This is a genomic window from Undibacterium cyanobacteriorum (assembly GCF_031326225.1).
In the GTDB taxonomy this organism is placed as follows: domain Bacteria; phylum Pseudomonadota; class Gammaproteobacteria; order Burkholderiales; family Burkholderiaceae_D; genus Undibacterium; species Undibacterium cyanobacteriorum.
On record NZ_CP133720.1, the window covers coordinates 2536120 to 2557508 of the forward strand.

At 47.3% G+C, this 21389-nt stretch carries 14 protein-coding genes; 7 read left to right on the top strand and 7 right to left on the bottom strand.

Features of this window, described 5'->3' with window-relative positions:
* Positions 1-5: 5 nt before the first annotated feature.
* From RF679_RS10725 to aroC, 7 genes are all read right to left on the bottom strand, one after another.
* A complete protein-coding gene (locus RF679_RS10725; protein WP_309480624.1) occupies positions 6-2780 on the bottom strand; it encodes a motility hub landmark protein FimV in 2775 nt (924 codons plus the stop codon).
* 290 nt (positions 2781-3070) lie between these two features.
* Entirely contained in the window at positions 3071-4195 is a 1125-nt protein-coding gene (gene asd, locus RF679_RS10730) for an aspartate-semialdehyde dehydrogenase (RefSeq protein ID WP_309480625.1), read from the bottom strand.
* A 45-nt stretch (positions 4196-4240) separates the two neighbouring features.
* The gene (gene leuB, locus RF679_RS10735; protein ID WP_309480626.1) at positions 4241-5311 is read right to left on the bottom strand and encodes a 3-isopropylmalate dehydrogenase; all 1071 of its coding nucleotides are present in this window, start codon (positions 5309-5311) and stop codon (positions 4241-4243) included.
* 11 nt (positions 5312-5322) lie between these two features.
* On the bottom strand, positions 5323-5970 hold the full coding sequence (gene leuD / locus RF679_RS10740; RefSeq protein WP_309480627.1) for a 3-isopropylmalate dehydratase small subunit: 648 nt from the start codon (positions 5968-5970) through the stop codon (positions 5323-5325).
* 2 nt (positions 5971-5972) lie between these two features.
* Positions 5973-6104, bottom strand: a complete 132-nt coding sequence (locus RF679_RS10745) for an entericidin A/B family lipoprotein (RefSeq protein ID WP_309480628.1) — start codon at positions 6102-6104, stop codon at positions 5973-5975.
* 51 nt (positions 6105-6155) lie between these two features.
* Positions 6156-7556: a 3-isopropylmalate dehydratase large subunit gene (gene leuC / locus RF679_RS10750; protein ID WP_309480629.1), complete on the bottom strand. Its 1401-nt coding sequence runs from the start codon at positions 7554-7556 to the stop codon at positions 6156-6158.
* A 225-nt stretch (positions 7557-7781) separates the two neighbouring features.
* Entirely contained in the window at positions 7782-8873 is a 1092-nt protein-coding gene (aroC, locus tag RF679_RS10755) for a chorismate synthase (protein ID WP_309480630.1), read from the bottom strand.
* Positions 8874-9110: 237 nt separating this feature from the next.
* Here aroC and RF679_RS10760 point away from each other — a divergent pair, with 237 nt between their 5' ends.
* From RF679_RS10760 to RF679_RS10790, 7 genes are all read left to right on the top strand, one after another.
* On the top strand, positions 9111-11390 hold the full coding sequence (locus RF679_RS10760; RefSeq protein ID WP_309480631.1) for a bifunctional diguanylate cyclase/phosphodiesterase: 2280 nt from the start codon (positions 9111-9113) through the stop codon (positions 11388-11390).
* A 193-nt stretch (positions 11391-11583) separates the two neighbouring features.
* On the top strand, positions 11584-12921 hold the full coding sequence (locus RF679_RS10765) for a sensor histidine kinase (protein WP_309480632.1): 1338 nt from the start codon (positions 11584-11586) through the stop codon (positions 12919-12921).
* Positions 12922-12976: 55 nt separating this feature from the next.
* Positions 12977-13735, top strand: coding sequence for a LytR/AlgR family response regulator transcription factor (locus tag RF679_RS10770; protein ID WP_309480633.1), 759 nt, complete (start codon positions 12977-12979; stop codon positions 13733-13735).
* A gap of 424 nt (positions 13736-14159) precedes the next feature.
* Positions 14160-14849 carry a response regulator transcription factor gene (locus tag RF679_RS10775; RefSeq protein ID WP_309480634.1) on the top strand — a complete coding sequence of 230 codons (690 nt, stop codon included), beginning with the start codon at positions 14160-14162 and terminating at the stop codon, positions 14847-14849.
* A 2-nt stretch (positions 14850-14851) separates the two neighbouring features.
* A complete protein-coding gene (locus RF679_RS10780) occupies positions 14852-16261 on the top strand; it encodes an ATP-binding protein (protein WP_309480635.1) in 1410 nt (469 codons plus the stop codon).
* Between the two features lie 17 nt (positions 16262-16278).
* Positions 16279-18780 carry a DUF4214 domain-containing protein gene (locus RF679_RS10785; RefSeq protein WP_309480636.1) on the top strand — a complete coding sequence of 834 codons (2502 nt, stop codon included), beginning with the start codon at positions 16279-16281 and terminating at the stop codon, positions 18778-18780.
* Between the two features lie 18 nt (positions 18781-18798).
* On the top strand, positions 18799-21303 hold the full coding sequence (locus RF679_RS10790; protein ID WP_309480637.1) for a DUF4214 domain-containing protein: 2505 nt from the start codon (positions 18799-18801) through the stop codon (positions 21301-21303).
* Positions 21304-21389: the final 86 nt, after the last annotated feature.

Genomic DNA, 21389 nt, shown 5'->3' on the forward strand with positions numbered 1-21389 from the left:
ACCTATCAGGATATTTCTTCCAGCATCACGCGAGCACGCTCAACTTGATCTTTAGAACCGCCGCGCAACACCTCTTCCAAGAGTTCGCGAGCGCCTTCCTTATCCCCAATTTCTTGATAGGCAACCGCCAAATCAAGTTTGGTTGCCATCTCCGCATTATAAGGCGAAATTTCGTCAGACGATGAACCATCCGCAGACGCCTCAGGAATCTCGAGCTCTACACCGCCATCGGCTTCTGGCATCACAAACTCTAAGGCTGAACTTTCAGACACATCTGTAGCTTTCACTTCATCCACTTTGCCAAAATCGAGTGAAGGAACATCCAAGTCAAAATCAGCACCTGATGGAGCTTGAGCTGACTCTTGACGTACCTCTAATACTGGCTCTTCAGCCTTGATATCATCATCAGTACCGAGATCAAAATCAATTGAACCAAAATCGATCACTGGCGCAGGCTCTTCTTCGACAACTTTATTGACCGTGCTAACCGCATCAATCTCTGGCAGCGTCGGCGCAAACTCGAGAGAATTATCGGCCGGAGATGACGATTCTGGTTCGGACGCATCACTGATGTCCAAATCGAAATCCAGAACTGCGTCATCAGATTCAGCCGCATTCGAAGCACGAAGATCACCACCAACCTCTGATGATGCAAACTCATCAGACAGAGCGTGTGCGGTATCGATAATACTAATCGATTCCAACATATCCTCAGAAAGCGAACTATCCAAAATTGGATCTGGTTCCAAATCCTCGAGCGGTTGAGTAGGCACACTCAAATTGGCTGGATTAAACGATTCAGTGGGAGCACTCGCACCAGCATACAATGGATTATTTGGATCAAGAGCAACACCCATCGATGCTGCTTGCGACCACTCTTCTCCCTCACCATGGGTCATTCCATACAACTCACCAGCATAGACCTCATAAGAACGAAGATCTTTCCGGCCATAGTAAATTTCGAGCAATTTAAGGCGCACAGCATGGCGATCAGGCTGCGTTCTCAATGCCTCTTTCAAGATTTCTTCTGCCTGCGTATCGCGACCATATGCGATGTACACATCCGCTTCAGCAACCGGATCCACTTCATTTGCGTCCAATTGACTTGCTGAGGGGGCAAAATTTGAGTTGAATACACTGTTGTTCGTGTCGACACTCTGACCGCCAGTCGAGCCAAACATTGAGTTAGCCTTCAGGCTCGAACCGGTCAAAATGCTATCCTCGAACTGATGGGCAGCTTTTTTGCGTCGGCTGAGATAGATACCGATACCACCCGTGATCGCAAGCAATAATCCACCGCCAATCAAATAGGTGTTTATACCATCGAAAAAACCTGGCTCTTCAACCGGTGGAGGCGGAGGTGCTGGACGCTTAGGTTTTGGCTTTGCTGGGGCCGACGCGCTTGCGCTTGCAACACTTGCACTGGCCTCAAGTGCTTTAGCACTCGCGGATACGGAAGCAGACGCGCTCGCAGGTACCGATGCACTTGCACTAGCGGAAGCACTTGCCTTTTCAATAGGTGTTGGCGCTGGCACAGCTGCAGACGCTGACGCATGGGCCTTCGATGCAACCTCCGCAGGTTTCGGCTCTGGGAGTTTCGCGCTAGCGGATGAAGATGCTTGAGCCGTCTTAGAAGGAACCGCCAACAAACGATTCAATTCATTGACGTTTTTCTCTAGTTCCTTCACTCTCGCGTTGGCCTCTGCCAAGGCTTTATCCTTCGCAATACGATCTTCTTCGGTCATCCCCTTAGCCACTGCCTTGGCACTTGCGGCAGGAACCTTAGACAATTTCAGTTTATCTATGGCTTCATTCGTTGCAGTAGGGGTCTCCTTAACTTTCGCCGTAATAGCTCCAGACGAAGACTGTTTATTCGCGCTGCCCTTCTCTGCAGGAGCTGCCATCACTTGCCCTGCAAGCTTATTTCGATACGCGCTAAAATCCGCAGAATGTGCTTGCACAATTGCATGGGCTTCAGAATTACTTGTCGCCTTGGCAGAATCGGCATCGGGAATGGTCAAAATTTGACCCGCCTTCAAGCGATTCATGTTATCGCCGACGAATGCCTGTGGATTGGCGCGGTAGATACTAACCAGCATTTGATCCAAAGAAACGCCATTCAAATTTGCCGCAGCAATTTTTACTAACGTGTCGCCAGGTTTCACACGATAGTCGTGTTCACCGCGTGGCGATTCAGCGACTTGACGAGCAACCTTAGCACTTTTTTTGGGAGTATTCGGAGACTCTTCACGAGCAGCTGGTCGGTTATCCAATGGACGAGCAACTGGAGTCACCTGCTTCACGACAACATTAGGAGTGCTTGGATTCACAATTTGAGCGGATTGGGTACCTGCCATTTCGGCCGGGTCAAGCAATGCCGTGTACTCGCGCACTAGCTTCCCATTACTCGCATTCATTTCAAGCAAGAAATCAATCCAAGGCTCATTCATCGGCTGAGTCGAAGTGACACGAATAATGTATCCATTTCCGCGCGGTTCGACAGCGAAACGCAAGGACAGCAATGCCGGATTAAATTCAATATTGGCCTGCCTAAAAGCCTCAATCGATGCTACTTTCGGCACCAACGAACTAATTTCTTCTTTGTTTGGAGCTGTGAGCTCAATCTCTGCTCGCAAAGGCTGACCTAGATGTGAGAGTACGGTCAACTTCCCAAGACCAGTCGCATATGCATTTGAGAAGACAAGCAGAGAAGAAAAAGCAGCCGCCTTCAGTGCCTTGCTTCCGAGCAATCTTGTCGATAGACGTTTTTGTTTATGCATTTTCAGAACATTTCCAGGGAAATTTGAACAATACAAATTTATCTTGTTTTTATAGTAAATTTGCACTAGGGGAAGATATGTTGAACCAAGATAACATTACCCACCTTACGACGCAAGCTTAACGTGAATTCTAGATATGGTAAATACATTAAGAGGGGAAATCTTTCTTTGCAGGTAAATTCGTTGTTACTACTAGACAATTCAATGAAAAACTTAAAACAATGACTTAAAAAAAAGGAACGCTAGAGCGCTCCTTTTTTAAACACACACTGTCGTAAATTGATCTCGAATCAGTCGATCAGAATTCGCAACATACGACGCAAAGGCTCTGCAGCACCCCACAAGAGCTGATCACCTACTGTGAAAGCCGACAAATAGTCGCCACCCATTTGCATTTTGCGCAGACGACCAACTGGGATCGTCAAGCTGCCAGTGACGGCTGCAGGAGTTAAGTCACGCATAGAATCTTCGCGCGTATTTGGTACGACTTTGACCCATTGGTTATTGCTAGCGATGATATCGTTGATTTCATCGAGCGGCACATCCTTCTTCAGTTTGATCGTCAGTGCTTGAGAATGGCAGCGCATAGCACCGATTCGCACGCACAAGCCATCGACAGGAATCGCCGCAGATCCGAAGGCTTCGCCAAGTCCTAGAATCTTATTAGTCTCTGCACCAGCTTTCCATTCTTCCTTCGACTGACCATTATTCAAATCCTTGTCGATCCAAGGAATCAAGTTACCTGCCAAAGGAACACCAAATTGTTTCGTTTCATCAGGTGAGAAACTATGTTGTTTCGCCAGCACTTTACGGTCGATTTCCAAAATCGCAGATGCAGGATCATCCAGTAAAGCCTTTATTTCTGCGTTGATCGAACCGAACTGTGTCAAGAGTTCGCGCATATGCTGCGCACCACCACCGGATGCCGCTTGATATGTCATGGAGGACATCCATTCGACCAAGTTATTAGCAAACAAGCCGCCTAAGCCCATCAACATACAAGAGACGGTGCAATTACCGCCGACATAATTTTTTACGCCGCGGGAGAGCGCAGACTTAATCACATCAAGGTTGACTGGATCAAGCACGATGATTGCATCGTTTTCCATACGCAATGTCGACGCCGCATCAATCCAAAAACCATTCCATCCCGCAGCACGTAATTTTGGAAAAACCGCTGAAGTGTAGTCGCCGCCTTGGCAGGTGATAATAATGTCGCATTTCTTCAGCGCGTCAATATCATTTGCGTCTTTTAAGGTCTTTTCATTTTTCGCCATTGCAGGTGCGGCACCACCTGTATTTGAAGTCGAAAAAAACACAGGCTCAATATGATCAAAGTCACCCTCTTGTTGCATACGCTGCATCAAGACTGAGCCCACCATTCCACGCCAACCTACCAGTCCAACAAGCTTCATCTTCTTTCCCTAAAAATCGCGAGAATTTCTCGCACTGAACACGAACTACATTAAAGCCTTCACTACGGCATCACCCATCTCGGACGTACCAACCTTGACACAACCGGACTCGTAAATGTCTGGGGTTCTCAATCCACTCGCCAACACAGCTTTGACTGCCGTCTCAATTCGATCAGCCTGCTCCACACGATTCAAAGAATAACGCAGCATCATGGCAGCGGACAAAATTGTTGCGAGCGGGTTCGCAATGCCTTTTCCTGCAATGTCGGGCGCCGAGCCATGAGATGGCTCGTACAAGCCCTTACTATTTGCATCCAAAGAAGCGGATGGAAGCATACCGATCGATCCCGTCAGCATCGCTGCAGCGTCAGATAAAATATCACCAAACATATTACCTGTGACGATCACGTCAAACTTTTTCGGTGCCCGCACTAATTGCATCGCAGCGTTGTCCACGTACATATGTTCGAGCGCCACATCAGGATACTCTTTATGGACGTCAGTAACGATATCTTTCCAAAACTGGAAAGTCTCAAGTACATTTGCTTTATCAACACTCGTCAAGCGCTTTTGTCGTTTCTGGGCCGCTTGAAAAGCGACATGAGCGATGCGACGAATCTCGCCTTCGGCATAACGCATCGTATCAAACCCTTCACGCTGCCCCTTAAATGGACCGTCAGGACATTCTCTGACGCCACGCGGTTGGCCGAAGTAAATATCACCTGTTAATTCACGAATAATCAAAATATCCAATCCAGAAACTACTTCAGGTTTCAGAGTCGACGCACCCGCCAACTCAGGATATAAAATCGCCGGACGAAAATTCGCAAACAACTGTAGATTTTTGCGCAAGCCAAGAATCGCCTGCTCCGGACGCAACGCTCGCTCCAAAGTGTCGTATTTCCAATCTCCGACTGAGCCAAACAAAACCGCATCAGACTGCAATGCCAACTTCAGAGTCGCCTCAGGCAATGGATGACCGCTCGCCTCATATCCTGCGCCACCGACCGGCGCAAATTCCATCTCAAACTGTTCGCCAAGAGCCTTAAGTACCTTGACGGCTTGATCAATAATCTCTGGCCCGATACCGTCACCAGGCAATACAGCAATTTTCATGCGCTTATTCTTTAAATTGTGTTGAGCAACCACGGTTGCGATTGAACGTGCTTTTGTTCGAAGGCACGGATTTTTTCTTGGTGTTGCAAGGTCAGACCAATATCATCTAAGCCATTGAGCAGGCAATACTTGCGGAATGGATCAACATCAAAGTGCAACGACAATCCCCCATCTTTGGTTGACACCGTTTGACTTTCTAAGTCCACAATTAAATGTGCATTTTCATTCGCATAAACATGAACGAAAAGTTTCTCAACGGTTTCCTCGTCTAACACGATCGGCAACAAACCATTTTTGAAACAATTATTGAAGAAAATGTCGGCGAAGCTCGGCGCGATAATCGCGCGAAAGCCGAACTGTTCCAGAGCCCAAGGCGCATGCTCACGAGAGGAACCGCAACCAAAATTCTTACGAGTCAACAAGATGGATGCACCTGCATAGCGCTGTTGATTGAGCACGAAATCAGGATTCAATGGACGAACGGAGTTGTCCATCCCGGGCTCACCATGATCCAAATAACGCCACTCATCAAACAGATTGGGGCCAAAACCACTACGACGAATCGATTTCAAGAACTGCTTAGGAATAATCGCATCGGTATCAACATTGGCGCGATCAAGCGGTGCCACCAAACCTTCATGCAAACTGAACTTTTCCATTCTTATTTTTTCCCTGCAGACTCAACCACTTCACCGACTTTTTTGACATCTTTACCAATGCCTTGCACCGTATTACAAGCAGACAATGCGGATACGGACACAACCGCCAAAAAGAGTACGAATAACTTTTTCATTTTGAGCTCCTTTAACTTTGACTAGACCCTTATCGATCACTCTTGAACCAATTACGCATGTCGAACATCGACAAAATGTCCGGCAATACCAGCTGCCGCAGCCATTGCAGGCGACACCAGATGAGTGCGCCCTCCCTGCCCTTGCCGACCTTCAAAGTTGCGATTCGAGGTTGAAGCGCAACGTTCGCCAGGCTCGAGGCGATCAGCATTCATCGCTAAACACATTGAGCATCCCGGCTCACGCCATTCAAAACCTGCCGCCTCAAAAATCTTATCCAAGCCCTCTTGCTCGGCCTGAACTTTGACCAAACCAGAGCCGGGCACGACCATTGCCAACTTCACATTGCCAGCTTTAACTTTGCCTTTGACGACCTCGGCTGCCGCGCGCAAATCTTCAATCCTAGAATTGGTACAAGAACCGATAAACACCTTATCGATGGAAACTTCACGAATTGGTTTGTTTGGAGGTAAATCCATATAAGCGAGTGCTTTGACAATCGCATCACGTTTTACGACATCAGTCTCAGCCTGTGGATCAGGCGTAACTCCATCAACACCGATGACCATTTCTGGCGAAGTACCCCAAGTCACTTGGGGAACGATAGACTCAGCATTGATTTCAACTACCGTGTCAAACTGAGCATCGACGTCACTGTGCAAGGTTTTCCAATACGCGACAGCTGCGTCCCACTGCTCCCCTTTCGGAGAAAATGGTCGATCTTTCACATAGTCAATCGTGGTCTGATCAACCGCAATCATGCCAGCACGAGCGCCAGCTTCGATCGCCATATTACAAACCGTCATCCGCCCTTCCATTGAGAGCGCACTGATTGCCGCCCCCGCAAATTCAATCGCATACCCCGTCCCACCTGCTGTACCAATCTTACCAATAATGGCGAGCACGATATCTTTTGCAGTGACGCCCGCGCCAACCTGACCATCGACCCGAATCAGCATACTTTTCGATTTCTTAGCAATCAAAGTTTGGGTAGCAAGCACATGCTCTACTTCTGAGGTGCCTATACCGTGTGCGAGACAGGCAAAGGCTCCATGAGTTGAAGTATGTGAATCACCACAAACCACAGTCATGCCTGGCAAGGTCGCACCTTGTTCGGGGCCGATTACATGCACGATCCCTTGACGCAGGTCGCGCATATCAAAATAGGTCAAGCCAAATGCTTTAGCGTTATCGTCGAGTGTTTCGACCTGTAGACGAGAAATAGGATCATCGATGCCATTAGCACGATTCGTGGTCGGCACATTATGATCCGCCACGACTAAATTTGCCGATTTGCGCCATGGGTTGCGTCCCGCCAACTTTAAGCCTTCGAAGGCTTGGGGACTGGTGACTTCGTGAAGTAGATGGCGATCAATATAAATTAAGGCCGTACCATCTTCTTCGGAATGAACTAAATGAGACTCCCAGAGTTTGTCGTAAAGCGTTTTAGACATAAGCTGCAACCTAGTGGTAAACGATCGATAATCAAAATACTAAGCTCTTGATTATGCCACAATTGTGCGCTGCAAAACCGTCCAAAACGACTTTTTTAAACCCCAAAAAGCAAAATAAAAATTAGAAAAAATCAAAAATGCAGAATTTTTTACCGGTTTTCACCAAAAAAACGACAATTTAACCGATTAAAATTTCGCGAGAAAATTGCCATATTACCACTCCAATCATATACCAATTGGCTGCTTTGGAACGTCACCACACTGAGCGCGATGGCGCAGAGCATGATCCATCAATACCAGTGCCAACATCGCTTCTGCAATTGGAGCAGCACGAATACCGACACATGGATCATGGCGTCCGAAGGTTTCCACATTGACTGGATTATCATGAATGTCAATTGACTGACGTGGCACGCGAATCGATGATGTAGGCTTGATGGCCATTGATACCGTGATATCTTGACCGGTTGAAATGCCGCCTAACACCCCACCGGCATTATTACCGAGAAAACCTTGCTGTGTAATCTCGTCACCGTGCTCGGAACCGCGTTGTCGAATCGACTTGAAACCTGCTCCGATTTCGACGCCCTTGACGGCGTTAATCCCCATCATCGCAAAGGCAATTTCCGCATCCAATTTGTCGTAAATCGGTTCACCAAGTCCGACAGGGACTTTGGTCGCGTGAACTTCAATTTTGGCCCCAATCGAATCACCATCGCGACGAAGAGCATCCATAAAATCTTCCATACGCGCAATCAAGTCTTGATCAGCGGAAGGTGCGAAAAAAGGATTTTCAGATGTATGTCGCCAAGCCTGAAAAGGAATCTCGATATCCCCTAACTGCGTTAAACCAGCAAAAAACTGAGTCCCAAACTTTTCAAACATCCATTTTTTGGCAATCGCTCCTGCCCCCACAACCGGCGCTGTCAAACGAGCAGAAGACCGCCCGCCCCCACGTGGATCTCGAATGCCATACTTGTTCCAATAAGTAAAATCAGCATGCCCCGGGCGGAAGCTCTCGACAATATTGCCGTAATCCTTACTGCGTTGATCCGTGTTTCGAATCAACAGCGCGATCGGAGTGCCCGTGGTTTTCCCTTGATAGACTCCTGACAAAATCTCAACTTGATCAGGCTCTTGTCTTTGTGTGACGTGACGTGATGTACCGGGTCGACGGCGATCAAGATCTGGTTGAATATCCGCCTCACTCAATTCCATTCCAGGAGGGCACCCATCAACAATGCATCCGATTGCTGGACCGTGCGACTCTCCAAAAGTTGTGACCGTGAACAAAGTACCAAAAGTATTGCCTGACATAGCTACGCGTAAGAGTTAGAAAGAATTTCACAAGATTCTATCAGTGTTCAGCCTCTCGAGCCTAATTCAGGATTTTTCTCAATAAAAATGAAGGAAAACGTGACTTTTGCAGCAAACCAACATCGCACCACCTTATTCTTGTTTTATACTCGCTCAAGACAAATAGACAAACTTACTGGAAACGTGGAGCGCCTATGACCACAATTCTGGACGGCCTACATCGGAGTGACTCAGCTGATGAGTGATTTGAATCAAGCAAATGACGATGCATTGATCTTCATGGATGAGCAAACTGCGGAGTCAAATCATCCGCAAATCGTCCGCCCCAGCTGGCGTATCATGATTATCGATGATGATCCTGATGTGCACTCAGCGACGATGTTCGCGCTCGGCAACCTAGAAATTCAAAATCGCAGCTTGAGTTTCCTACATGCCTATTCCGCACAAGAAGCGCGAGACATTCTGGCAAGAGAGCCCGATATCGCCGTAATTCTTCTTGATGTCGTGATGGAGCAAGAGGACGCTGGGCTTAACTTGGTCAACTATGTCAGAAAAAACCTTGGTCTCATCGATGTCCGAATTATCCTGCGCACCGGTCAACCTGGTTACGCCCCAGAAATTGACGCGATTCGTGATTACGATATCAATGACTACAAAACAAAGTCCGAGCTGACTCGCACCAAGCTTTACACTACCGTTACTTCCGCCATTCGCTCGTACGAGCAAATCTGCTCTATTTCGGCCAATCAACGAGGCCTCGAATACATTGTCAATGCCAGTGCCGAGCTGATGTCACAAAAAGGTTTGCAAAACTTTTCGCACGGCGTGTTACAGCAGATCTCATCGTTATTGGGACGTAAAGTCGAAGGATTCGTTTGCAATCAACTTGAAAGCATTGGTGGTGAGACAGAACTCGCTTCCTTACTCGTAATCGCTGCAAGTCCAGACTTTGCAGCTTACACACAGAAAACCGTCGACAAGATTGATGATTCAGAGGTGCAAGAATTAATTGCCGAGTCAATCACGAACAAAGCAAATTTATATCAGGCATCGCATATCGCTCTACACTTTGAGAGCGGCTCACAAAACCATCTGACGGTATTATTAAAGACCAATCTCGAAGTCACAGACCTTGATAAACGTTTGCTCGAAGTCTTCTGCAGCAATATTTCGGTCGGTTTGAATAATGTGATGTTGACCAGTCGGCTTCATCAATATGCTTACTTTGATCCGCTTACCGGACTAGCGAATCGATTAAAGCTTCTGCAAACCCTCAACGAAACACTGCAATCCCCTCTCAAAGATCGCAGCGTTCTCTCCCTCATTGACATTGATCACTTCGCTGAGACAAATGACGCCTTAGGTCATCAGTTTGGCGACATGCTGCTGTGCTCTGTCGCCAAACGACTATTAGACAACTTCGGCACTTCATGTCACCTTGCCCGCGTCGGTGGCGACACCTTCGCCTTGTTAGGCGATGAGGAGCTAGTAACCCCGATCAAGATCAGTCAGATTTTTCAACATGCCTTTGATGTCGATCATCAGGAAGTTCAACTGTCCTCCACCACTGGCCTCATCCGACTTGGTGGCTACGAAGGCGGCGGCTCCGATGCCTTGAAGGACACCAATATCGCCCTCAAACGAGCCAAGGCGCATCAACGGGCCTCGCACAGCTACTTCACTCTGGATATGGGGGTCGAGATCCGTGAGCGAGTCAGAATGATGCACGCACTACGTGCAGCATTTGAGAATGAACGGCTGTTTGTTGTGTATCAACCCCAAGTCGATATGCGGACCACAACACCTGTCGGAGCCGAAGCACTCCTACGATGGAAAAATGAAGAGGGGCAATTCGTACCTCCAGACCAATTTATTCCGATTGCAGAATATTCTGGCCTTATCGTCGATATTGGCGAATGGGTGCTTCGTAGCGCATGCTTCGAACTTCAGCATTTACATCAACTCGGCTATACCGATTTCAAAATGGCGGTCAACGTCTCACAGGCACAATTCTCGCATCCGCAGTTTTTGCAAAGTCTTGAACGTGCACTCGTTGAAACGAAGGCGCCAGCAAATTGCTTGGAACTCGAGATTACTGAATCCATGGCAATGAATGATCCTGAAATGCTGATCAAGACGCTACTGCACATTAAACAGTTCGGCGTCCAAATTTCGATTGATGACTTTGGTACTGGCTTCTCGTCATTGAGCCACTTGCAAAGACTTAATGTTGATAAGCTCAAAATTGATCGTGCTTTTGTCAACGAAATCAACGATAAATCAGGCGAAGGCAGTATCGCCAAGATGATCGTTCAACTTAGTCAAAGTTTGAATATTAAAGTCATCGCCGAAGGCGTCGAAACCAAATTACAAGCCGACACTTTAATGAGCTTTGGCTGCCATCTCGCACAAGGATACTTGTATGCCAGACCGCAAACGCAACTTGATCTACGAGCGTGGTTAGCGCAGGAGCCGGGCCAAGACCTCATTCATCTTCCACGGGGATTACCTGTTTGAGACAAACAGGTGATCTTTGCGGAAAACGTCCCAAATTGACGTTCTATTCCGCTTGATTGCGCGACTGTCGCAAAGGCTGCACTCGCAAAACCTCAAAGCTTTATAGTCTGACTATCCGATATTGGATCGAATACTTTTCCAGAGAATTCTCAATCGATCCTGACAGTCTCAGACTCATTCTCAAGTAATCAAAATGGATCAACAAACAATCGAAAAAATCCAGCTCATAGCAAAACAAATTTTTGCGGGGCTTAGCATCGCCTTTGACAAAACAGCGACGTGGGTTGGAAAACTAAGTTGGTGGAAATTTTTTCTATTTGCCATCTTGCTTTTCATTTCCGGAGACATTATTCAAGATGCGCTCTCGCCCGAGGAAACTCGCATCATCAAACACAAACCGAGCAAGGCCAAGAACTCTCCAATATCCTCGGAAAACGGCAAACAAACGATCAAAACCGACGACGCCAATTTTGAAATTGACAATACTGGTATCCGAGTAAAACGTCCAGAGAATCTTGAAATCGGCAAACGGGTCGAGATTAATGGTGATGGTGTCGAAGTGATTGATGACCAGGCAGCGCACACATCGCAAGCTACTGAAAATCAAAATAAATCCAACAAAACTGATGACTTAAAAAATCAAGTCCCGTCAATGCCAGGGATCACAATTGGTAAAGATGATGTGCACATCCGCTTGCCGAAAGAGTTGGCCAAGGAAATTCAGGCCGAACTGGAAAAAGCGAAAGCGGATGCCGCCGAAGTTGCGAGCACTGAGGAAAAAACCAAATCGTCGAAGTGGTTTAAGAATTTCATTGCCCTTCTTGTATTTGGCTTATTTGGCATGAAAGCGCTGATGGGCGGAAAAGTGCGTGCAGAAGAACAAGCCAAGGTCGCTAATGCTGCAGCAGAACGTGAAGCACTACTCCGTCAAGTGAGCGAGGCACAAATGCAGATGATGCAAGCTCAAGTTGAGCCACATTTCTTGTTCAACACCTTGGCGTCTGTCGAATACCTGATTGAGACCGATCCACCACGCGCTGCGGCGATGCAAAGAAGTCTAATCGCCTATCTGCGTGCAGTGCTGCCACAGATGCGAGAAAACGCAGCCAAAACGAATTTGGGACGTGAAGCGGATATCGTCAAATCCTATCTACAGCTTCTGAAAATGCGCATGGAAGAGCGATTGAATATCGACTTTGAAATGCCTGAAGATTTACGCTCTGCTTCCTTCCCCCCAATGATGCTTCAGTCCGTGGTTGAAAATGCCATTAAACATGGACTAGAAGTCAAGGCTGAAGGAGGCACTCTACAATTCCGTGTGGAGGTAAAAGACCAGAAACTACGTGTCATCGTTCGTGATGATGGTTTAGGCTTTGGAGCAGTCCCGAGCAATGGCACTGGCTTAGGCTTACAAAACATTCGCGAACGTTTGAAGCTCTTGTATAAAGAACAGGGACAACTGATCATCACCGCCAATCAACCAAGTGGCGTCTGCGTGATGATAGAAATTCCTTACGAAATTGCCAAATAATTTAATTCTCGATAAGATCATCTAAGCGATCAAAACTTCTAACCAAGGGACATATATGGCAACAGCAATTATTGCAGACGATGAACGCCTGATGCGAGATCAATTACGCACTCGCCTCCAGCAAGTTTGGCCAGAGTTACAAATTTTGGATGAGGCCAAAAACGGTGAGGAGGCGGTCCAATTAGTCGAGACACACAAGCCGGATTTCGCATTTCTGGATATTCGAATGCCAGCCAAGACTGGCTTAGAAGCTGCACGTGATATCGGTACCAAAACCCACATCGTTTTCATCACCGCCTACGACCAATACGCGGTTGAGGCTTTCGATCAAGGTGCGGTCGATTATGTTCTGAAGCCTGCCGATCCTGAGCGCCTCAGCAAAACCGTGGAACGCTTGAAGGCGCGCTTGCAAACATCTGCAGAGCCACAAGACATGAGTAATATGTTGGCACAACTTGCCAAACAACTCGGGATTGCGGCGAAACCGAATTATCTCCAATGGATCCAAGCTTCCATTGGTCAGGAATTACGATTGATTCCAGTGGAAGATATTTTATTCTTCCAGTCTGATGAGAAATATACGCGCGTTCAAACTGCCAGCTACGAGGCCTTAATTCGGAAGCCGGTACGAGATTTAGCGGAAGAACTCGACCCTCATTTATTTTGGCAAATCCACAGATCGACGTTGGTCAACTCCAAGGCAATTTCAGGCGTTGTGCGCGACATGCGTGGCCGTCATCTTGTCCAAATCAAGGGGCTCACCGAAAAGCTCGAAGTCAGTCGCAGCTTTGTTCATCTCTTTAAGCAAATGTAATGCACAAGCGTTACTACGCATACCCAGAGTTTCATACCTCAACAAAAGAATAAAATTCAAACCCACACAACCACATGTGGAGTGTCTAAAAACGGCACTCCTCGTCTTACAATTCGTAAATAGTTGTAACACACGTGTGATATAGATTACCCACGCCGCACTAACGCCGACGCCCATCACACTCAGCAAGACCTTAACTCTCTTTCTGTCGGCACGCTCACAAAAGTTACACTTTCTAACATCGATGACGTGATTGTCATTATCGATGCCTACCCTATCCCCTACAATCATTTATACATTCATGTATCTACGCATCGTATCTAGGCCTTGCTGCATTTTTCAGACCTCGCAACTCAGCTGAGCTTGCATATGCGCTGTTACCGACTTTTAGCCCCACACATCGATTAGTTAAAACACCATTCAAATGAACATTTTGATCGTCGAAGATGAGAATAAAATCGCCGAAAGCGTGGCGATTGGCCTGCGCGAATATGGTATTCAAGTCACGCATATCGCAGACGGCAATATGGTCATCGATCATGTGCAAAATCATCGATACGATTTTTACATACTGGACATCATGCTACCTGGTCTTGATGGACTACAAATCCTCAAGAATCTCAGAACATCCGGTGACAATACCCCAGTGATTTTGCTAACTGCACGTAACCATCTTGATGATCGCATTCAAGGTTTACAACTCGGAGCTGACGATTATTTAGCAAAGCCTTTCTTTGTTGAAGAACTGTATGCGCGAATTCAAGCGATTTTGAGGCGTTCGCAAGGCGAGCGTGAGCAAACACTCGCAGTCGGGAAATTCAAACTTGATCGCATCAATCGTCAAGCCTACTTTGGCAATAACACCGTCGAGCTCAGTAGTCGTGAATTCAATTTACTTGAATATCTTATGCGTTCACCGGGAAAGATCTTTACACGGGTACAAATCTTGGAACATGTGTGGGGATACGATTTTGATCCTAGTACCAACATCGTCGATGTATGCATCAAACGTATCCGTGGAAAAATGGCCGAAATTGACGATCAATCGCATTTATCAGCGATTGAGTCTATTCGTGGAATTGGGTATCGATTTAGAGAACCGGATCGTAAGTGATCATGCACAGCTTTCGATTACACGCCTTCATCGCCACCATGATTTTAACTTTGCTCATGTTGGCACTCTCTTTCCTAATTACCCGCACGCAGTTGGTTGATTATGAGCAGGCTCGTTTAGAGAATCGATTGTGCATGGAACTAAAGCGGCTCACGAAGCGTCGTTTGGACCAAGATGAAATTGAGCGAATCTGGAAAGACATGAGCCAAAAACTCCATCTCACCCAGAAGCATGATCTCGCTTTCTCAAGCAATTTGATCGAATCTCCCGAAATGATGTGGCTAAGTAAAACGCCTAACTGGATCGAGCATGAGCCATCATCAGCATCCAAATTCAATCAAAACAGAACCAACTCTACAGCAAAAAAGACCTGTAAGATTCAAACCACGCTGATCGCAGATAAGGAATGGATCGAAGCGCAAACTGAGGGTGACTTTGGAAAAGCGTCGATTCTTGTCAATCGCGACGCTGCACTCCAAGATGTGCACATTGTGATGACGAAGACCACACTTCAACTGTTAGCGATTTTCGTGGTACTTGCCACAATTGGCTCCTTACTATTAGCTCGACTGATCAGTCGTCCAGTTCTACGCCTTCAAGCTTCAATGCAGAGCATTGATAAAGATGATTTGCATTCACGCCTTAGTTCTAACAAAGAATTCACCGAGTTTCAATCGGTAATCCACTCATACAACCAAATGCTAGATCGACTCGAGCAGAGTTTTCAGCACGCTTCTCGCTTTGCGGCAAACGCTGCACATGAGTTAAGGACTCCATTGACCATACTTACGGTCAAATTGGAACGTGCTATCAATCACCCCAACGACGACCAACACAAACAAGAGCTATCAGCGATGCTCGACGAAGTATCTCGTCTCGCCAGCATCACGCAGAAGTTACTGTTTCTTGCACAAGCAGAAGCTGGTACGTTTCCAAGACAATTTGGACTCATCAACTTGAGCAGACTAATCGGTGAACTCGTCGCAGATCTCGAGATGCTTGATGAATCTGCCCTCATCTCCCCGCATATTGAAGCTCAAATCGACATAGAAGCCGATCCTATTCTCATCAGGCAATTGCTCAGCAATTTACTGACAAATGCGATTCGTTACTGCGAGAGGGAGAAAGCAATTTCAGTGGAATTAAGCACACATAAGGATCTCTGTCAGATTACCATCAGCAACCATACTGACTCCTTGTCCAACGATGAGAGAACGCACTTCTTCGATGCCTTCTTTCGAGGTCAAACCGCACAAAGAAAACATAGCGACGGCGCTGGTCTTGGGTTAAATGTTGCGGCAGAAATCGTTCGATTACATCACGGAAAAATAAGTCTACTCGATACCCCTTCACACATCGTGAGTATCCAAGTGACCTTACCTCTCCACCACCATACCAAAGCATTCAATTAAGCACGCCGAGAACGACCATGAAATCAATTGCCATCTACATCGCATCACTCATCACCAGCATCACCTTGCTAGGTTGTGGCATGGAACAGAGTGCGAAAACAAACTCCAGTGCGGAACTGATGGGGGGGCCACCAGTTGAAACAAATGGCTCGGTAACTTTCACAGCACCACGCAATAACTATGCGATCGAATACACCAGCCTCGGCACAAGAGTAAAGGACTTAGTCGGCTATGACGGAACAGTCGACGTCAGTAACGCCAACATACTGATTTTTAGTGATGCACGAGTCAACTTAGGGCTGGCAAAACTGAGCAAAAGTATTAGCGATGTTCAGGTGCAAAAGTTAGTCGAACTCTACATTGCTTTCTTCAATCGCTTACCGGATGCAGATGGAATGGCGTACTGGATAGCGCAAATTCGTGACGGTAAAACGATGGTTGAGGTTGCAGAAAATTTCTATGCTGCGGGTGTTTCACTGCCAGAGTTAACTGGCTACACCAAAACCATGACTTCCAGCGATTTCGTAAAAGTGATCTACAAGAACGTGCTCGGACGCAGCGCAACCACCGCGCCAAGTGACGCAGAAGTTCAATATTGGGTCGACGATCTTACTTCGGGAAGACAAACGAAAAGTAGTCTCATCAACACCATGATTTTCTCAGCTAGAACATTCGCGAATGACCCGAACTTCGGCTGGGTAGCGCAATTACTCGATAACAAAGTCAAGATCGGTAAGCATTTGGCAATTGAACAAGGTATCAGCTATCTATCCGATGCCGATAACATTCAAAAATATTCAAATCTCGCGCGCTTGATCACACCAAGCAGTACCGACCAAGCGATTCTTGTGTTTGGCATGAACGATCCAAATTTCAATTTGTTGGCTAATGTCCCAAGCGCACCGTCAAATTTAGTAGCAAGCCCAAACGACAACGGAGGCGTCATTAGTTTTATGGCGTCAACCGACCAAGGTGGACTGCCGATCCTAAGTTATCAGCTCAGCTGTACTGATGGAGTCTCCACCATCAAAAGTATTGCCAGTAGCAGTCCCATCATCGTAAGTGGACTCGAAAATGGTCGAAGCTACACCTGCTCCATAGTTGCCAGCAATGCTTTTGGCATGAGCACTGCAAGCCTTAGTGCTAAATTGACTCCTGTCAGCAGCACCAGTCTTGGGAACTTCAATGGCAATATCGTATTAGGAACGCCCTCTGATACCTCCATCAAAGCAAGTGTATTTTCAAGCACTCAGAACGGCCAAGTACGCATCCGCTTTGGCACAAGCCCTGGGGTATATAACACGCAAACTGAGCAAAAAGAGCTTTTAGCCAATCAAGCGTCCGAACTCACGCTCACGGGATTAAAACCCGACACTCGATATTTCTATCGACTCGACTATACCGCCGCCAATGGTGTCGGCTCAGGACCGACAATCGAATATAGCTTCCAGTCCGCCCGCTCACCAGGCCAAAGTTTTACCTTTGCACTCCAAGGAGATTCGCATCCTGAACGCGAGCGTTCCCAATTTGACAGTGCGCTCTACAGCAGAACATTAGAAACTGCTGCCAATGATCGGCCGGATTTTTACTTATTGATGGGCGACGATTTTAGTGTAGACACGCTAGATCCCAAGACCATCGATGCTGCCAAGGTGCGAGAACGCTACACTATACAGCGCCCTTATCTTGGCATCATCGGCGCCCGTTCGCCTGTATTTCTTGTGAACGGAAACCATGAGCAAGCTGCGCGTTTCAACTTGAATGGAACACCAGATAATGTCGCTGTCTGGGCACAAAATTCACGCAACTCGCTCTACTCTCAACCGGCACCTGATGCCTTTTACTCTGGCAACAAAGAACAGGTTCCATTTATCGGCTTATTGCGCAATTACTATGCATGGACGTGGGGCGATGCGCTGTTTGTCGTAATCGATCCATATTGGTCATCGCCAGTTGCGGTCGATAATGTATTCGGAGGCGAACCAAAGCGTACCAACATGTGGGAAGTCACGCACGGCGATGAACAATACCTCTGGTTGAAAGATACGCTGGAGAAAAGCAAAGCAAAATACAAGTTCGTTTTCGCTCATCACGTGATGGGAACTGGCCGTGGCGGTATTGAGCTAGCTGGATCATGGGAATGGGGTGGAAAAAACTCCAAGGGTATCAACGAATTCGCCACGCAGCGCCCGCGCTGGAATCTTCCCATCCATCAGTTAATGGTCGCCAATAAAGTGAGCATTTTCTTCCAAGGTCACGATCATATCTGGGTTCACCAGCAGCTCGACGGCGTTACATATCAAAGCCTCTCTGAGCCCGCTGATCCAAACTATGCGTTGTGGAACTCCGATGCATATCTCACAGGTGAACGCTTCCCTAGCACTGGTTACACACGGGTTCAAGTCTCTCCATCTGGCGTTAAGGTCGAATATGTCCGCACATATCTACCGAAAGATGAAGGCCCGGGGAAAACCAATGGTGTGCCGGTTTTCAGCTACACAATTTCGAATCCTCAATAAATCGAACGGAGCCATCTCATGAAAATTGCTCATGCATTCAGCTACGTTTTAATCATTGCCGCGATTGCCGGATGTGGTGGCACTGAGCCTACCACAAGGGTAGGAAGCCAAATGATGGCGCCAGCACCCATACAATCAAACGTGAGCGTGGCGGGGCCCCGTAACAATTTCAATATCGTTCGCACAGCCACTTCCACGTTAGTGGTTGATAAGCTCAATCCAAGCGTGGTCATCGACGCTAGCAACGCTGGCAGTATTTACTTCACCGATTTGCACGTCAATCTGACACTCAGCTCGCGCGTCCAACAACTCACGGCAGCTCAAGTCCAAAGCCTCATCGAACTGTATATCGCATTTTTTAACCGGGTACCGGATTCAGATGGTTTAGCTTACTGGATGGATCAACTGATCGCGGGTCGCAGCCTGACACAGATCGCTGAGAATTTTTACCAAGCAGGCATTATCACCTCTGAGTTCTCTGGCTACACTAAAGACATGAGCGCGGGCGATTTTGTCAGGATCGTCTATAAAAACGTTCTAGGAAGAACCGGAGCCACCGCACCTAGTGATGCTGAAGTCAATTATTGGGTCAGCGACTTAACCAGCGGACGACAAACTAAGAGCAGCCTAGTCAGTTCCATGCTGTACTCGGCAAGACTATTTGCAAACGATCCCGATTATGGTTGGGTGACACGCTTGCTCAATAACAAAATTGAACTAGGAAAGTACGTTGCGCTTGAGCAGAGCGTCAGTTTCGCCGATGCTGGAAAAAACATCACTCGTGGCGTGCAAATCATTGCAGCGGTCACACCAAATGACACCAGCGCCGCTAGGACACTTCTCGAAATTGATGATACGCTGTTCAGCGCGACGATGCGAGCACCAAGCCCACCTCAAAACATTTCCGCAACAGCACAGAATGGCACTGTCGTATTCCGTTTCGATGCGCCGCTCGATGATGGAGGAGCAACGATCACAGCATTCACCGTGACTTGTGCATTTGAAAATTCACAGCTGCAAACCACTGCCAGCAGTAGTCCAATTACCCTTGCTGGCCTCACGTCTGGCAAAACATATCAGTGTTCGATGCGGGCAATTAACCGCTACGATCAAAGCATTCCCTCTTCGTTGGTCTCGGTCACGAATGGCAGCGGACAAGTTTCGAGTGCTTTTGGCGGCGACATTATCCTTGGCAGCCCAACGGACTCGAGTATTCGTATCAAACTCTTTTCCGCGACGCAGTCTGGATTCGTCTCATTGAGCTACGGAATAAACGGAAACAACCTCACTCAAAACACTGCAGTGAAGAACTTAAGTGCAGGGACACCACTTGAATTTCAACTTGATGGTCTACCAAGTGATGCCACTATCAACTATACGATCAAATATCAAAGCGACGCAACTTTGAGCCCAGCGTCATCCCCCACCTACACTTTCCATACCGCGCGGCCGAGTAATTCAAATTCAAGTTTCAGCTTCACAGTGCAAGCCGACTCGCACTTGGACGAAAACTCAAATCTAGCTCAGTATCAAAAAACTCTAGATAATATTTTGTTAGATCGCCCCGACTTCCATATTGATCTCGGCGACACCTTCATGACAGAAAAACATACCGGCCCTTTCGATGCCGTTGTGCGAATGGCGACTAGTCAAAGTGTCGTCGATGCACGCTACATCTACGAGCGGCAGCATTTCGGCCGCATCGGCCATTCCGTCCCGCTATTCCTCGCCAATGGAAATCACGAAGGCGAACTAGGTTGGCTCAACAATAATACGGCGAACACAATAGCCGTTTGGGCTGGCTTGGCTCGTCAAAAGTTTTACGTCAATCCACAACCATCAGAGTTCTATAGTGGCGACCCCAATCCAACCAACTTTATCGGATTGCGGTCTGCATGGTATTCGTGGAACTGGGGTGATGCGCTGTTTATCGTACTGGACCCATATTGGAACAGTAAGGCACAAGCAAGTAAGGACGCGTGGAGCCTCACCCTAGGTGCAGTTCAATTCCAATGGCTCACCAACACACTCAACAACAGCAAAGCCAAATACAAATTTGTGTTTCTCCATAATCTGGTGGGGGGACTGGACGGCCAGATGCGTGGAGGAATTGAAGCAGCTCCATATTACGAATGGGGCGGCAAAAATACCGATAGTAGTTATGGCTTTGACGAGAAGCGTCCGGGTTGGGGAATTCCGATTCATCAGCTTCTCGTGAAAAACAAAGTGACCGCAGTATTTCACGGGCATGACCATGTCTATGTTCGACAAATACTAGATGGCGTTTTATACCAGGAAGTCCCTCAACCAAGTGCAGCTAACAATACGAGTGGGGCGAACCTAGCTCGAGATTACCACTACGAAAATGGGGTCATTCAAAGTAGTTCAGGACACATTCGCGTGAGCGTTTCACCGCAGGGTGTGAAAACTGAGTACGTTCGCTCTTGGTTACCAACAAGTGAAACCGCGTCGAGGAAAAATCGTCAAATCGACGACACATGGCAAAGTACAACATCACAATAAAGCCCAACATTAAAGCCGGAATCAGAAATTTTTACCAAGGTGGCGTTTGAGCAAACCGCAACTCCACGTTGGCAATACAAATCACA